This window comes from Campylobacter sp. RM12637 (genome assembly GCF_020137645.1).
Lineage (GTDB): Bacteria > Campylobacterota > Campylobacteria > Campylobacterales > Campylobacteraceae > Campylobacter_E.
This window is the reverse complement of the sequence record NZ_JACGAV010000011.1, coordinates 12,755-29,144: the sequence shown is the minus strand read 5'-3', so window position 1 is coordinate 29,144 and position 16,390 is coordinate 12,755. Positions and strand designations below refer to the sequence as shown.

Sequence of the window (16,390 nt, the reverse complement as noted above, 5' to 3'; positions counted from 1 at the left end):
AGGGGGATTTTATGCTAATTATTAAAAAATTAATTATATTTTTATTTTTTATAAGTTCTATAGAAAATATTGATAAATTAACACAATCTTCTAATATTAACGATAAAAATCAAGCTATTAAAATTTATAAATATTATTGCGACTTAAACTATGCCTTAGCTTGTTATAAGCTAGGTTTAGAATATTTTAATAATGAAAAATTATTTATAAAATCGTGTGATTTAGGATATGCAAATGCTTGCAATAAATTAGCTGATATTTATATTTTAGATATAAATAAAAATAGGTTTTATAATAAATTATCTTGCGAGTATGGTAATGATTTTGATTGTTTAGCTTCGTTTGATACAGATTCTATTGATTTTGATAGACTAGCTAAATATTGCAGAAAAAATAAAAAATATACTTGTGATTTTCTTAGAAAAGAAAGCATAAAACATAATAAAATTGATTATTTTGTAGTTTCTGATAAAAATTATGAAAGGCTTTATAAATTATGTAAAGAAGATAATTCTAAAGCTTGTTTTACTCTTGCATTAGAACTAAATAATATAAATATTTTTAGTGATATTTTATATAAAAAATCTTGTGAATTAGGTGAGAGTAAGGCTTGTATATTTTTAAAGGATAATAAATGAGAATTTTTATAATTATTATGATATTTTTTATTAATATAAATGCTAATGAGTTTTGTGATATTTTGGTTAAAAAATATGTAAAAGATTATGATTTTATAGATAAATTTAAGGATAAATGTAAAGCAATAAATGAGATTTATTTAAGTTTAGATAATAAAGAAAAAGACAAAATAAATAAAATATATTTAAAAAATTGTAATGATAAAAATTATAAATATTGTGATTATTTAAAACAACTTTATTTAAATTCTTTAATTACTGATAAAAATATTTATTTTAGAGCATTAGAGCTGGGTTGTTATGATAATAATTCTTGTTTTGATATAGTTTATGCTTTAATAAATGAGAATTCTAAAAATCAAGAATATTTTTATAAATTGCTTGAAAATAAATGTAATGAAGATAGTAGGTTTTGCTATGTTTTTATAAATTATAAATATAAAACTAATGATGATTTGATGTGTGAGAAAAACCCTAGCACTTGTTATGAATTAGCAGTTAATAAAGATGAAATTAAAAAGGCTAAATATTTAAGAAGAGCTTGTGATAATAATATAAATGAAGCTTGTATGCTAATAAAAGATTATAAAAAAGCGTGTGATAATAAATATGCTAAAGCTTGTGAAATTTTAGCTAAAGAATTTAATGATAAAAAGGATTATAAAGCTTTAAAGCATTATATGAAATTAGCTTGTAAGTATGGTGGAAGTTGTTATAGTTATGATTTTAATCAAGATAATATGCTTAATATTTATAAAGATGAATGCGATATAACAAAACTAAATTCTTGTAAAAAATATATAGAAAATACTACTAATTTAAATAAGGATTTTTACAATAATTATTCTAAAATATATGAGAATTTGTGTTTAAATAGCAATATTATGTTTTGTAAAGATGCTGTTATGATTGAATATAAAATGAAAAATTATAAAAGAGCAAAATATTTTATAGATTATATATGTTTAAAAAATAATGATTTATGTAAAGAATTATCAATTAATTATCTAAAAGATATTTATAAGGAGGAATTATGAAAAAGATTTTAATTTTATTTTTATACTTGTTTTGTTGTTATGCAGATGATGATTATGAATGTAAAAATAATGATTTAAATGCTTGTTATAAAGTGATAAAAAGTAGTCCTTCACCTATTGATTTTTGTCAAAATGTTGAAGAGTTTAATTATAAAAAAACTTGTGCTGAATATTTTTATGATATTACAAGAGTTGCTCATCAATATCAAGCTAAGGAATTAAGAGATAAGTTATATATGGATTTTCCAAAAGTTTGCATTGATTTTATATATGCTCAAAGACATCTTTCTAATACTATAATAGAAGAAAGTTTATCTATGGCTTGCGAAATAGATTATATAAAAGCTTGTGATTTATTGGTTGAGCAAAAAATGGTGGATAATGTTAAATATGTTGAAAAATCGTGCAATGCGGGAAATTATAATGCTTGTGTTGAGCTTGAATATATAAAATTAAAAAACAATAATTTAGCGTTAGCAGAAACCGAATGCTTACAAAATAATAATTGTGAAAAAGCTTTTAATGAAGGCACAAAAAATCAAGAAATTTTATTAAAACTATGTGAAAACAAAAATGAAAAAGCTTGTTTAAGATACGCTGAATTAAACGCTAGTAAAAACAATGGAAAATATGATGAATATAGTTTAAAAGCTTGTGAAATTAATGTTAATGTTTGTATGCAAAAAGCTAAATCTTTAGAGCAATTTTTACAATTTGATTTTGAAGGCAATATTAAAACACTTAAAAGATATTATGAAATAGCTTGTGAAAAAGGACTTGATATAGCCTGTGAAGAGTTTAAAAGGGTTGAAGCACTAAACCCAGATGATTATAAATTTGATGGTAAGGTAAAAACAATTAGGATTAAATTTTGATATTTTGATTAAGAATTTAAAATAGAAATTACAAGACTTATGAAATGCTAGTATTTTTGTAATTATAAAATAATTAAGGAGAAAAAATGTATATAGATGAAAATGTTTTGAAGTTTTATTTAGATGACAATAGTAATTATGAGAAGTTAAAACAAAGCAAGCAGGCTATTGGTGGGAGATTTGAAGGAGTTAGTAATATTTTAAGTAAAGCTAAAACAATAAAAGTTGATTGGAAAAATATACAAGAAGATATAAACAACTATATTGCTAAAGTTCAAAAGGAATTCCCAAAAGACAGTAGTAACCTAGATAAATATAAAAGTTGTGAACGAAATTTTGGGTTAGGTAGAGTGTTTGTTGTTGATAAAAAGTTAATAGGTATGACAAATCAAAATGATGCTTTCAAGAAAAGACTTAGTGAAATAGAAGAAGATTTTGTCTTAAAATTACTTTTTGTTATGAGTGGTTATGATTTTGATACTAAAAAAGTAGTTAATGAATATAGAATTTTAAGTAATAAACAAAAAGAATATGATTTTGAAGGTTCTACATACTCTCAAAGGACTTGTGCTTGGATTAATTCTCATTTCTCTGATAATACTTTATTTATAGAATTTGTTGATTTTATAAAAAATTGTAAAGAGAAATATGATGGTGCTAACATAGATAGAACAAATATAGCACTATGCTATCCAGGTAGGGTAACTGATGCAAAGATTAATAATTTTAATGCAGTGCAAGAAGATTATAAAAAACAGCAAGAGATTTTGAATTTTCGTTTCCCATATAAGTTCATGTGGATGTGGGCGAATGCTGATAATGTAATACACCCTATAAGCTTAGATGCTTTTAGAAATTTTTTAAAATCTGATTTTATGCAAGAGATTTTTAAAGAGTTATCAAAAGATGAAAACTTTAAAAAATTAGAGTGCGGATTAAAATATAAAGATAATAAAAAAGATATTAATAAAGAAGAATTTAGTAATTTTGAGTTAGAAAAATATGCTGAAATTATCACTGATTGTCATTTTGATAGTTTTCCAGCAATTTGGCAACAAGTAAGTGATAAAATATATAGCAATTTTTTTCAAAGTGATAGTGACAAAGTAAATAATTTACAAACACTCTCAAAAGTTATATCATTTTTATGTATAGGAGAAACCGATATGAAAAATATCTCAGATTTACTTAAAGCTCATAAACAAATCATACTTTATGGAGTGCCAGGGACAGGCAAGACTTATTCAGCTAAAAAAGTGGTATATGATTGGATAGATGATGAAAATAAAATAGACAAAGATGATATTAAAGAATTTATCAAACCTTATAGATTTAAAAAAGAAGATGAAGAACCAAGTAAAAATATTGTTTGGGATATAGTGCAGTTTCATCCAAATTATTCTTATCAAGATTTCATAGGTGGTATAGCTCCAAATGTAAAAAATGATGGTAGTCTATCTTATACGCTAAATCATGGGATATTTAAGAAGTTTTGTTATTGTGCAGCTGAATCATTAGAAAATAATGAAAATAAAAAATTTATTTTTATAATAGATGAGATAAATAGGGCTAATCTTAGTGAAGTATTTGGGGAGCTACTTTATGCTCTTGAGTATCGTAATGAGAGTGTAAGTGTAGCTAATTTTGATGAGTTTTGCATACCTAGCAATGTCTATATCATAGGCACTATGAATAATGTGGATAAAAGCTTGGCTACATTTGATCTAGCACTTAGAAGAAGATTTGGCTTTTATGAAGTGGGTGTGGATTATGGTGCTATATACAATGCTTTTGAAGAAAGTAAACAGCCAAACAATATAGATAGCTATATCCAAAGATGTATAGAACTAAATTATTTTTTATCAGGTAGTGAAGATTTAAGCGATTATGAAGATAAGAAAAAGAAAGAGTTAGAAGCTATAAAGCTAGAAAACACTCAAGATTATTACAAAATTGGTCATGCGTATTTTATGAAAATAAAAAGCTTTATGGATAAAGATGAGTTTGTCATAAACCCACAACACTTAGAAAAGCTTTGGATTTATCATATTGAGCCACTTTTGATGGAATATCTAGGATTAAGCTATGATGATAATAACATTAAAGAAAGAATTGGCAAAATAAAAGAATATTTTACAAAAAAGTTAGATGAAGAATGAAATTTAAAGATTCTTGTATAAATGGTTGCGAAAAGACTTTTGGAACTTATGATGGCTTGTATGATTTTTTAAAAGTAGTAGATGAGCTAAAAGCTAGTAAGTTAGATTTTGTAAGCATTGATAAAAAATCATATCAAAAAGATGATGTAAATATCATTGATTATGGTTTTATAAGTGGTAAAAGTGCTACTTTTTATACTTCTTATTATGTAGGCTTTTATTCAAAAGGAACTATAAATATCACTATTTCTCCACGCTTTGGAGATAATATTAGGGATTATCTTTACTCATACGCTTTAGGGCTTTATCTACCTAAAAGCGTAACAGGTTCAGCAAGTTCTGAGCATAATCACTGGCTTTTATGTATGCTTTGGGTTGGCTCGCTTGAATACGCCTTAAACAAATCAAACATCCCTAAAAACTACGAAAGAATAAAGAAAAATCAAAAGTATTTTAAAGGTAGCCTAGATATATCAAATCATATAAACCATAACCTTGTAAATGCTAATAGATTTTATTGTTCTTACTCAAAACAAACTTATAATACACCTATAAATAGAGCTATTTTAAAGGCATACAATCATCTTTTAAGGTTGGGTTTTAGTAATATGTTAAATAGTGTTTCATCACACATTCAAATGTTAAGAGATTTTAAAGTTGGTGATGATGTGAGATTAGATGAACTAAAAAGCATACACTATACCCCACTAAATAAAGCTTATCAAAAGGTAGTATCCCTAAGCGAGCTAATCATCAAAAATCAAGGCTCAAAATCAAGTTTTGATAATTCTAATGGTTTTGGATATTTTTTGGATTTAAGCGAAGTTTGGGAAGGGTATTTATATAAGCTAATGAGTAAAAATTTGCAAGGTTTTAAGGTTGTTAATGGTAATTTTGCTAGTAAAAATTATCTTTTTAATGATAATAAAAGAGAGCTTAGACCTGATTTTTTTATCTATAAAGATAGTAAGCTCGTAGCTGTGCTAGATGCAAAATATAAAAATTATTCTTGTTTTGGTCAAATATCTTGTGTGGATGGTGCTATAAGTAGAGAAGACTTGTATCAAATGAGTGCTTATATGTATAGGTTTAATGCACCTTTGGGGATATTTTTATCTCCTAATACTGATGATGTGGCTATGGAGCAAGTAACTGGTAAAGATAGCAAAATGGCTATTTTAGGGATTAATTTAGATAGTATCAAAGAAGATGAAAGTTCAATATTAGAATTAAAAAGCAAAGAACAAAGTTTTATAAGTAATTTATTACATTTATTAAAAGATTATTAATATAAAAATTATTTTAATATTTGTAATTTTTAATAATTTTATATATATTTCTAATAAATTTCATAAATTATTGGCGGATTTAAATGTTAGAAAACGAAACTAGAGCAAAATACATTGATATAAAGCTAGAAAACGCTGGGTGGCTTAAGGAAAACATTAGGAAAGAGTATTATTTTACTGATGGTAGGATACTAATCGGCGGTAAGCGTGGGGCTAGAAAATTCGCTGATTATTTACTTCATCACAAAAACAACAACCTAGCAATAATAGAAGCAAAAAGGATAGGTAAAGACTGCCAAGACGGCTTACAGCAAGGCAAAGAATATGCAAAAATCCTAAATATTCGCTATGTATATTCAACAAATGGGCGTGAGCTTTATGAGTATGATATGAGAGCTTCAAAGGGCGAATTTATAGATGAGTTTCCAACTCCAGATGAGCTATATCAAAAAACTTTTGGCGACTTAGCAAAGCAAAAACTTCTAAGCCAAAAAGAGCTAGTAGTAGAAAACAAACAGTTAAGATACTATCAAAAAATAGCCGTTGATAGCGTGATAAAAGGCATTTTGCAAAACAAATCAAGAATGCTTCTAACCCTAGCCACAGGCACAGGCAAGACCACCATAGCCTTTGCGATAGTTACAAGACTACTTAACGCTGGATGGAACAAAAATAGCGCCCCAAGAAAGCCAAAAATCCTTTTTCTATGCGATAGAATAAGCCTAAGAAATCAAGCCTTAGGAGAGTTTAACCCTATAGAAAATGACTGCGTTAGCCTAGAATCAAGCCAAAAAGATGGCATGATAAAAAGTGCAAATGTGTATTTTGGAATATATCAAAGCCTAGCTAGTGAAGACAAAAATTACAATGAGCTTTATACTAAATTCCCAAAAGATTTTTTTGACCTTATAATCATTGATGAGTGCCATAGGGGCGGAGCGAACGAAAATGGCTCGTGGCAAGAGATTTTAAAATACTTTGAAAGTGCCACCCAGCTAGGTTTAACAGCCACACCAAAAAGAGATGATAATATAGATACTTATAAATACTTTGGCGAAAGTATCTATAAATACAGCCTAAAAGACGGCATAAACGATGGATTTTTGACCCCGTATAAGGTAAAAAAGCTAAGCACAAGCCTAAGCGATGGCTATATTTATAGCACTGGCGATATAGTAAAAGGAGAGCTAGAAAAACCACGCTATAAATTTAGCGAGTTTGAAAAAAACATAAGCATACCAGCCTACAACGACCTAGTAGCAAGGCTAATCCTAGAAAATATGGAAGATTCTATGGATAAGACCATCATCTTTTGTGCTAATCAAAAACACGCAAGTGAAATAAGACACTACATTGATAAACACAAAAGCGTAAATCACAATGATTATTGCGTAAGAGTTACTAGCGATGAAGGTAAAATCGGGCTTGATTATCTAAGCCTTTTTCAAGACAACGACAAAGCCTACCCAGTAATACTCACAAGCTCAAAAATGCTAACCACAGGAGTAGATGCTAGAAATGTTAGAAATATAGTTTTACTTTCAAACATCGCATCTATGGTAGAGTTTAAACAAATTATAGGTAGAGGAACTAGAGTTTATAAAGGCAAGGATTTTTTCACGATAATTGATTTTACTAACTCAACCGAGCTTTTTTATGATAGTGAGTGGGATGGCGAGATGATGAGTGATGAGCCCATCAAGCTAAAGCCAAAGAGCAAAGAAGAAAAAGAACCGAAAGAAATCATAAAAAAGCCTAGCAAAAATAAGCCTGTGGTATATCTTGGCAAATACCCAAGATTAGAAAAGGTAGAGATAAAATACACCCTAAACGATGATATCCCACTAGATACAAAAGAGTTTTTAGAAGCAGTGCTAGGTAAAGTTAGAGCAGTCGTAGCAAACGAGCAAATGCTAAGGCAGATTTGGAGTGAGAAAAAAACTAGGCTTGAGTTTTTAAAGACTTTAGAAGCAAATGGTATAAGCGATGAAGACTTAGAAGAGCTAAAGCATGTTTTACACGCAAATGATTGTGATTTGTATGATGTGTTTGCTTATCTTAGTTTTGGGGCGTTTAAAAAGAGCAGAAAGGATAGAGTGCAAAGCCTTAAAAATACGGAGTTTATAAAGGATATCAAAGATGATAATGTTATGGCTTTTATGAATTTCTTGCTTGATAAATATGAAAGATTTGGCATAAAAGAATTTGATGCAGGGCTTGGCACCTTGCTAACAAATAGCACGCTAGATAAGGATAAAATCGCACAAGGCTTTGGCTCAAAAGAGCTACTCAAGGCAAGTTTTGAAAAGCTCCAAGAAGAGCTTTTTAGGGTATGATTGTATTAAATATTTAAATACCAAGGAAGTTAAATGAATATAGTTATAAATGATTATAAAGGTTTAAAGCAACAAAATATTGATTTTAGCTTAAATAAACACATTGTATTAATCGGAGAAAATGGATGTGGTAAATCAAGAATCCTAGAAAGTATTTTTCAAAATTATCTTGATAGTGATAATTTAAAAATTATATGTTTTTCATCTGGTCAGAATGAAAAATTTTCTAATATTTTTAAACAATACACAAACAAAGCAAAAAAATATGATATAAATGAAGCTTCTTTAAACAGTAGTTTGAAATCTTTTTATTTTACAAAAAATTGGATTAAACTTTTAATATTTTTTGCGATTGCTACAAAAACAAATTCAAGAACATTAGATTTTTTAAAAACTAAACAAATAAATATAGAAAATATTCAACTTGTATTTTATTTTAGAGTATTATCTAGATTGGTAATAAAAATTAAACAAGAAATTGAAACTGAAGAAAAAGGCATTATGTTAGAAAACGCTTTAATTCGTACAATATACTATGATAAATTAGTAAAAATGATAGATTATTTAGATGGTAAAGATTTTAGCTCCGAGCTATACAATATAAAACAAAAAAAGATTAAATTGTCAAAAAATAATTTTTATGATATATTTGGTAGAAATTCTGAAGAAATTTTTACATTCTTTGCTGTTGCTACAAATAATTCATTAAATATTAATTTAAAAGATATTGATTTACAATTTGATGAAGAATTAAATTTTAAAGATTTAAGTGATGGAGAATATCAACTTTTAGCATTATATTCAATATTAGATTTGTTTGATAGCCAAAATACTATTTTTTTGTTTGATGAAATAGACTCGCACTTACACTATAAAAATAATCAAAAATTATGGAATAATCTAAACAGCATAGAAGGATATTCCATTTCTACTTCTCATATTGTTGAAACAATAGTTGGAAATAATATAGAGACTATTAAAATAGTTAAAAATGGAAATATACAAAGCAAATATATTTTAAATGAAATTATAGATAGACTTGAAGATTTAACAATTAACACAACATGCCAATACTATATAGCTTTAAAATGTGAAAATATTGTATTAATAGATGATACTAATGATTGGGAAATTTTTAAATTTTTATGTCAAGTTAAAATAGATGATGACTTAACAATCTTAGATAAAATTTATCCAATTAAATGCAATTCTGGATTTAAATCTGAATATGAAATATTTGGTTTTGCAAAACTACAATGGCTTGAAAGCTATTGTAAATTTATTAATACAAATGATAAATGCTTACAAAATATTTTCATGTTATGTGATAAAGATTGTTATAATACTAATGACATAAAAGATGATTTAACATTGAAATGGAATAAGAATATATACAAACAGAAATATAATGTTATATCTCATTTTTTAGCTTGGAAAAGAAGAGAAATTGAAAATTATTTAATATCATACACAATGTTAAAAAAATATAACAAGTTACATGAAATAAATAATGATAGTTTAGCTGTTTTACAACATATTAAAGAAAATGATAATTGCGATAGCCTAACCGATATAAAAGAGTTGAGATGTAAAGATATTATTCAAAGTATATATTCTAATGATAAAGGTGATGATTTAAATAAAATTCAAGAGGTAATATCTTGCATTCCTAAGGAAGAAATCTCTGATGATATTGTGAAGATGTTTAATTTTTTAAAAAAACAAATTAACAAAAAAAGGTAAAAAATGACAAAATTACCGAATGGTTGGGAAGTTAAAAAGCTTGAAAACATTTGCAAACTTCAAAATGGTTTTGCCTTTAAAAGTTCATTATTTTCTAAAAATGGTGTGCCTATTGTTAGGATAAAAAATATCCAAAATGAAAAAGTTGTTTTAGAAGATTTAGTTTATTGTAATCCAAATGATTATGAGAATGATTTAACAAGCTACACAATTTGCAAAAACGATATTTTAATCGCTATGAGTGGTGCGACAACAGGTAAAATCGGTTTGTATGATTTAGAAGAAAAAGCATACTTAAATCAAAGGGTGGGGCTTTTAAGAATATCTGATGAAGTTACTAGAAAATATATTTTTTGGTTTTTATACTTTAATAGCGGTAAAAATTTAAATATAGCTTTGGGTGCAGCTCAACCAAACTTAAGTACAGCTCAAATTCATAATATCCAAATCCCGTTGCCATCACTTAAAGATCAAAGGAAAATTGTAAAGATACTTAATGAAAAATTTGCAAGTATTGATGAGAGTATAAGGCTAGCTAAAGTTGATTTGCTAAGCCTTGATGAGCTGTGGCAAAGTATCCTAAATGATAGCTTTAACCCCCTAAAATCAAAGCTAGACAACGACACCTACACACTCCCACCCACTTGGAAATTGGAAAAACTCGGAGATATTGCAACCACTTCAAGTGGTGGGACACCTAAAAGAACAAATAAAGAATATTGGGAAAATGGCACAATCAATTGGCTTAAAAGTGGTGAATTGAATGATTATCTCATAAACAATGTAGAAGAAAAAATTACCCAAATAGGTTTAAATAGTTCATCGGCTAAAATATATCCAAAAGGAACATTATTAATAGCTATGTATGGGGCAACTGCTGGAAAATTAGGGATTTTAAACATTGAAACTTCAACAAATCAAGCAGTGTGTGCTATTTTTAATAAAAATATTAAAAATGTGTGTTTTAAGGAAAATTATCTTTTTTATTATCTTTTGTTTAAAAGAGATAAAATAATTTTAGACTCTTTTGGTGGAGCTCAGCCGAATATTAGTCAAACATATGTTAAAAACATGCAAATCCCGTTGCCACCATTAAAAGAGCAAGAGTGTATCGCAAAAGAGCTAGAGAGCAAAGCAAAGACCATAAAAGAACTAAAAGAGCTTTATGTAAAAAGGCTAAAAGATTATGAAGAGTTAAAAGAAAGTTTATTAGACTTAGCCTTTAAGGGTGGGTTGTGAGTGGAATTTAGATCCGTAATTTAGTTTAAATTTCGTTTGTTTAGAGAATGGAATTTGAATTAGGAATTTCGTTTGTTTATAATTTCAAACAAGTGACATTTGAGCCAAAAATACACGAAATAAATTCTAAGCTTGATATGTTAAAAAATCTCGTAATTTTTAACATAAAAGCTTAATATGTTAAAAAATTCAAAAAATTTTAACATATCAAAAAGATATAAAAGGACAAAAATGCAAAAAAATATGACTATTGAGTTTTTGAGTTTTAGCTTAGAAAATCAAGCTGATTTTTTAGATGTTGTATATAAAGATGAGAATATTTGGCTTAGCGTATCATTAATGGCGAAGCTTTTTGAATGTTCTAATGATAATATAAATCTACATTTAAAAAACATCTATAATGATGGTGAGCTAGATAGATTTTCAACCACCGAGGATTTCTCGGTGGTTCAAAAAGAAGGCTCAAGAGGGGTTAAAAGAACTATGCCTTTTTATAATCTTGATGCGATTATAAGCGTTGGATATAGAATAAATTCTAGCAAGGCTACGCAATTTAGAAAGTGGGCGACACAAGTTCTTAAAGAATTTAGTATAAAAGGCTATGTTTTAGATAAAGAACGTTTAAAAAATGGCGGGGTTTTAACGCAGAATTATTTTGATGAATTGTTAGAAGAGATTAGAGAAATTAGGGCTAGCGAGCGTATGTTTTATCAAAAAATCACAGATATCTATGCTACTTCAATTGATTACAATAAAGATGACAAGATAACAAAAGATTTTTTTGCACAAGTTCAAAACAAATTACATTATGCTATACATCAGCATACAGCAGCTGAACTAATCAAAGCTAGAGCAAATGCTAATATGTCACATATGGGACTTACAAGTTGGAAAAATGCTCCAAGTGGTAAGATTTTATTAAGTGATGTAGTAATTGCTAAAAACTATCTAACACAAGAGGAGTTAGGCAAATTAAATAGGCTAGTTACAATGTATCTTGATTATGCTGAAGATAGAGCAAAAAACAATCAAGTAATGACTATGCAAGATTGGAAAAATAAACTTGATAGCTTTTTAGAATTTAATGAAAGAGAAATTTTAAAAGATTTTGGCAAAATAAGTAAAAAAATAGCCGATGATTTTGCTAAAGATGAGTTTAATAAATTTAGAGTTAGACAAGATAGAGAATATATCTCTGATTTTGATAAAGAAGTGGCAAAAAAGCTAAAAGGACAAAAATGCAAAATAAAATAGACCAAATAACAGATATTTTAAGGTGTGATGATGGTATCAGTGGGGCTATGCATTATACGGAGCAAATTAGCTGGATACTATTTTTAAAATTCTTAGATGATTATGAAAAAGAGCTTGAAGATAAGGCGTTTTATGATGATAAAGAGTATGTAAGTATACTAGATGACAAATACGCCTGGAGCAGTTGGACAGTCTTTAATAAAGACAGTAAATTGCATCAAAAAAATGCTTTAAGTAGTAGCGATTTGATAGACTATGTAAACAATGAACTTTTTACTTACCTAAAAAGCTTTAAAAGTAATGATAATTTTAAGAGTATTGAGTATAAAATTGGCGGTATTTTTGAAGGCATAAATAATAGAATAGTTAATGAACAAACTTTAAGAGATATCATAAATATCATTGATGAATGTAACTTTAGTAAAGATGATGATGTGTTTGCACTAAGCCTAGTGTATGAAAAACTGCTAAAAGATATGGGGAGCGATGGGGGAAATAGTGGGGAGTTTTATACCCCAAGACCACTTATAAAAGCTATCGTTGAAGTGATAAACCCAAAGGCAAATGAGCGTGTGTATGACCCTGCCTGTGGTAGTTGTGGGTTTTTGTGTGAGAGCTTTTTGCATGTGATGAGAGATAAAACAAGCCTTAGCAATGATGAGATAGATTTTATACAAAATGACGCCTTGCACGGCAAAGAAAAGACCCCACTAAGCTATGCAATGGGTGTAATGAATATGATTTTGCACGGCATAAAATCCCCAAATATCATTAAAACAAACACACTAAATAAAAAAATCACCGACATAAGCGAAGATGATAGATATGAAATAATTCTAGCAAATCCACCATTTGGAGGCAAAGAAAAAGAGCAAATCCAAAACAACTTTTTAGTAAAATCAAACGCCACTGAGCTACTATTTTTACAACATATCCTAAAAAGCCTTAAAATAAACGGCAGATGTGCTGTGGTAGTGCCTGAAGGAGTGCTGTTTCAAAACTCAAACGCCTTTACAAGTGTAAAGCAAGATTTAGTAAATGAGTATAATTTGGAGTGCGTTTTAAGCCTTCCTAGTGGGGTATTTTTGCCTTATAGTGCGGTGAAGACTAATGTGCTGTTTTTCTCGCTTGGTAAAAGATTTTTAAATGATAGTGATGAGGTGTATTATTATGAGCTAATACCACCTTATAAACTAACTAAAAATAAGCCTTTAGAGTATGAGCATTTTAAAGATTTTCTAACTTGTATTAAGAAGCGTAAGGTTACTAATAATTCTTGGCTTGTAAGTAAGAGCGAACTTGCTCTTAAAAACTATGATTTAAGTGCAAAAAATCCAAACATAAAAGAAGAAAAAGAGCTAAGAAGTGTAGATGAAATTCTAAACTCACTTAGCAAAAACATAGCAAAATCAAGCGAACTTTTAAAAAAGCTAGGTATTTAAGCTTTGTGGAAAAATATAATAAACGAAAAAAATCGTTGAGTGATTTTAATAAATATAAATTTTAATTATTTGCAGTGGAATTTAAAATAGGAATTTCGTTTGATATTTGTAATTTAAGCTTATTTTGTATATGATAAATATTTTAAAAATTAAAAGGAAATAAAATGATTAAAATACCATCTAATTCAATAACTAAAAAAGTAGGTTTTATATTTTTACTTGCAATACTACTTCAAATACCATTGTTTTTCATAAACGGCATAATAAATGAGAGAAATGATACTTATGAAAATATGGTTGATACTCTAGGTAATGAATGGGGCAAAAAGCAAACAATACACGGGATTTTTCTAGTAATAAATGGCACTAAAGAGCAAAATATAAAAGATGAAGAAGGCAATATAATTACACAAAAAGTCCCTTACGAAAAAATCATAATCCCAAGCCAAATTGATGTAAAAATTGATATTTTAGATGAGATTAGACAAAAAGGAATATATAAAGCTAGTGTTTATAACGCAAATGTTAGCATTGGTGGTAATTTTGCTGAATTAGATGAAAAATTACCGCAAGATTTTGATGAAATTTATTTATCTTTAGGTTTATTAGATGCAAAATCATTAGTAAATATCTCAACTTTTAAACTAAATGGCATTGATTTAAAACCCAACGCAGGGACAAATAGTAAAAATTCTCATTTAAGATATGGGGTTTCATCACTGATAAATAAAAATATTTTGACAAACAATACACCTTTTGAAATTTCTTTCACATTAAGGGGTTCAAAAGGTATAGAAATACTTCCTTTAGCACAAAAGAATACCTTAGATATTAATTCAAAAGAAAGCAAGCCTAGTTTTTATGGGACATTGCCTGTTAGCAAAAATCTTGATAATAACGGCTTTAATGCAAAATATGAAATTATGCCATTTACTATGAATTATCAAAAAGCTATAAATAATTCAAATCATTATCTAAATGATAATCTAATAGGCATTAATCTATACGAAGGCATTACTCATTACAGACAAGTAATAAGAGCTGCTAAATACAGCATATTATTTATAATGCTTAGTTTATTTGTGGTTTATGTTTTTGAAATTTTAGGCAAAAAACCAACCCATTATATCCAATACGGAGTTGTTGGATTTTCGCTAACTTTGTTTTATTTAGTTTTGCTTTCAATGTCAGAATATTTTAGTTTTGAACTTGCCTATATTATCGCTACATTAATGGTCGTAATACCAAACGCACTTTATATAAAAGCTCTTACAAATAGCAAAAAATTTGGTTTTGGAATGCTGCTATTTTTAGGCGGTGTTTATGCAGTATTATTTTCTGTGCTTCAAATGGAGCAATTCGCACTAATTACTGGAACAATTCTTATAATGATAGTTTTATATGTTCTTATGTATATTACAAAAAATATTGATAATTTTTTGGATAAAAAGGCTGAATAATTAGGATATTAAAGGATAAAAAATATTGAAATTCCGATTTTAAATTCCGTTAAAATTTAATGTATTTTCAAGATATTTTAAAAGGAATTTAAATTAGGAATTTCAATTTTATTTTTAGTGATTTTTAAATTTAAATATTTTTACTTTTAAGGATAACAAAATGGCTTTAAAAGGTTTTTTAGCAAAAGCTAATATGGTTTTTAAAAATACGCTTTTTTATCTAGCTTGGTTTTTGTTTTTTATACCATTTTATATAGGAGATTTTAGCTATATTCCTTGCTTTCTATTTGCTTTTCTTTTTTCTAGGATTTATTTTTTGCTATCTCAAGATGATTTAGATAGTAAGATAATCTTGCAAGATAAATTTTATTTGCTTTTAAGACATATTTCGCTTTTTATATCGTGTGTTTGTCTTGCTAAGATTATTTATAATTTTTGTCTTTATGATAAAAGCGTTTATAAGAGCATTGATACTCTTGAAAATCTCGTGTTATTTGCGATATTTGGCTTTGTATATTTATATACTGCTAGAAAAAACTATAATGTTTATTTTAAAAAATACTTAGCTTTAACTTTGGCTATGCTTTGTGCTTGGTGGTATTATGATGATTTTTTAAAACAACCCAATGAGCTTATAACAAGGATTTTAAAGTCAAATTTAAAGTGTAGTAACCTTGAAAGAGTTTGCCTTGTGCTTGATAAAAGCATATTAGATGATATAAATAATGATATAAAAGGCAAAAGCTATAATGAGATACAAAAGACTTTAAGCCAGTTAGAATTTAAAATGAAAAATGAATATTTTTATTTTACTAAAATACTTTTGGGCAAAAGTGTTAGCATTAGGCTTGAATTAGAAGATGATAAGATAATTGAGATTATAGTTTCTAGGTTTTAAATTATAGCTTTATTGGAAAA

Annotated in this window: 12 protein-coding genes; all 12 read left to right on the top strand. The window is 27.5% G+C overall.

The features are described 5' to 3' along the window. The first annotated feature begins 11 nt into the window (after positions 1-11). Positions 12-638, top strand: coding sequence for a hypothetical protein (locus AVBRAN12637_RS06590; protein WP_336615550.1), 627 nt, complete (start codon positions 12-14; stop codon positions 636-638). Beyond that, positions 635-1,675, top strand: coding sequence for a hypothetical protein (locus AVBRAN12637_RS06585; RefSeq protein WP_336615549.1), 1,041 nt, complete (start codon positions 635-637; stop codon positions 1,673-1,675). Before AVBRAN12637_RS06590 ends, AVBRAN12637_RS06585 begins: the two co-directional genes overlap by 4 nt. Then, positions 1,672-2,550, top strand: a complete 879-nt coding sequence (locus tag AVBRAN12637_RS06580) for a hypothetical protein (RefSeq protein ID WP_336615548.1) — start codon at positions 1,672-1,674, stop codon at positions 2,548-2,550. Before AVBRAN12637_RS06585 ends, AVBRAN12637_RS06580 begins: the two co-directional genes overlap by 4 nt. A gap of 86 nt (positions 2,551-2,636) precedes the next feature. Further along, positions 2,637-4,709: an McrB family protein gene (locus AVBRAN12637_RS06575; RefSeq protein ID WP_336615547.1), complete on the top strand. Its 2,073-nt coding sequence runs from the start codon at positions 2,637-2,639 to the stop codon at positions 4,707-4,709. Further along, the gene (locus AVBRAN12637_RS06570; RefSeq protein WP_336615546.1) at positions 4,706-5,998 is read left to right on the top strand and encodes an McrC family protein; all 1,293 of its coding nucleotides are present in this window, start codon (positions 4,706-4,708) and stop codon (positions 5,996-5,998) included. Before AVBRAN12637_RS06575 ends, AVBRAN12637_RS06570 begins: the two co-directional genes overlap by 4 nt. Positions 5,999-6,081: 83 nt before the next feature. After that, positions 6,082-8,334: an EcoAI/FtnUII family type I restriction enzme subunit R gene (hsdR, locus tag AVBRAN12637_RS06565; protein ID WP_336615545.1), complete on the top strand. Its 2,253-nt coding sequence runs from the start codon at positions 6,082-6,084 to the stop codon at positions 8,332-8,334. Between the two features lie 33 nt (positions 8,335-8,367). Continuing rightward, positions 8,368-10,077 (top strand): AAA family ATPase, encoded by a 1,710-nt coding sequence (locus AVBRAN12637_RS06560; protein ID WP_336615544.1) that lies wholly within the window; start codon positions 8,368-8,370, stop codon positions 10,075-10,077. A 3-nt stretch (positions 10,078-10,080) separates the two neighbouring features. Next, positions 10,081-11,316, top strand: a complete 1,236-nt coding sequence (locus tag AVBRAN12637_RS06555) for a restriction endonuclease subunit S (protein ID WP_336615543.1) — start codon at positions 10,081-10,083, stop codon at positions 11,314-11,316. Between the two features lie 231 nt (positions 11,317-11,547). Next, positions 11,548-12,570, top strand: a complete 1,023-nt coding sequence (locus AVBRAN12637_RS06550; RefSeq protein ID WP_336615542.1) for a virulence RhuM family protein — start codon at positions 11,548-11,550, stop codon at positions 12,568-12,570. Further along, the gene (locus AVBRAN12637_RS06545; protein ID WP_336615541.1) at positions 12,555-14,012 is read left to right on the top strand and encodes a class I SAM-dependent DNA methyltransferase; all 1,458 of its coding nucleotides are present in this window, start codon (positions 12,555-12,557) and stop codon (positions 14,010-14,012) included. Before AVBRAN12637_RS06550 ends, AVBRAN12637_RS06545 begins: the two co-directional genes overlap by 16 nt. Positions 14,013-14,176: 164 nt before the next feature. Then, complete coding sequence (gene creD / locus AVBRAN12637_RS06540) at positions 14,177-15,472, top strand: cell envelope integrity protein CreD (RefSeq protein WP_336615540.1); 1,296 nt, start codon at positions 14,177-14,179, stop codon at positions 15,470-15,472. Positions 15,473-15,632: 160 nt separating this feature from the next. Next, positions 15,633-16,370: a hypothetical protein gene (locus tag AVBRAN12637_RS06535; protein WP_336615539.1), complete on the top strand. Its 738-nt coding sequence runs from the start codon at positions 15,633-15,635 to the stop codon at positions 16,368-16,370. Positions 16,371-16,390 lie beyond the last annotated feature (20 nt).

What these genes read in the sequence shown, in the direction of transcription:
- AVBRAN12637_RS06555 (WP_336615543.1), top strand. Translation starts at nt 10,081, where the DNA reads ATGACAAAATTACCGAATGGTTGGGAAGTTAAAAAGCTTGAAAACATT.
- AVBRAN12637_RS06585 (WP_336615549.1), top strand. Translation starts at nt 635, where the DNA reads ATGAGAATTTTTATAATTATTATGATATTTTTTATTAATATAAATGCT.
- AVBRAN12637_RS06575 (WP_336615547.1), top strand. Translation starts at nt 2,637, where the DNA reads ATGTATATAGATGAAAATGTTTTGAAGTTTTATTTAGATGACAATAGT.
- hsdR (WP_336615545.1), top strand. Translation starts at nt 6,082, where the DNA reads ATGTTAGAAAACGAAACTAGAGCAAAATACATTGATATAAAGCTAGAA.
- AVBRAN12637_RS06580 (WP_336615548.1), top strand. Translation starts at nt 1,672, where the DNA reads ATGAAAAAGATTTTAATTTTATTTTTATACTTGTTTTGTTGTTATGCA.
- AVBRAN12637_RS06550 (WP_336615542.1), top strand. Translation starts at nt 11,548, where the DNA reads ATGCAAAAAAATATGACTATTGAGTTTTTGAGTTTTAGCTTAGAAAAT.
- AVBRAN12637_RS06590 (WP_336615550.1), top strand. Translation starts at nt 12, where the DNA reads ATGCTAATTATTAAAAAATTAATTATATTTTTATTTTTTATAAGTTCT.
- creD (WP_336615540.1), top strand. Translation starts at nt 14,177, where the DNA reads ATGATTAAAATACCATCTAATTCAATAACTAAAAAAGTAGGTTTTATA.
- AVBRAN12637_RS06535 (WP_336615539.1), top strand. Translation starts at nt 15,633, where the DNA reads ATGGCTTTAAAAGGTTTTTTAGCAAAAGCTAATATGGTTTTTAAAAAT.
- AVBRAN12637_RS06570 (WP_336615546.1), top strand. Translation starts at nt 4,706, where the DNA reads ATGAAATTTAAAGATTCTTGTATAAATGGTTGCGAAAAGACTTTTGGA.
- AVBRAN12637_RS06560 (WP_336615544.1), top strand. Translation starts at nt 8,368, where the DNA reads ATGAATATAGTTATAAATGATTATAAAGGTTTAAAGCAACAAAATATT.
- AVBRAN12637_RS06545 (WP_336615541.1), top strand. Translation starts at nt 12,555, where the DNA reads ATGCAAAATAAAATAGACCAAATAACAGATATTTTAAGGTGTGATGAT.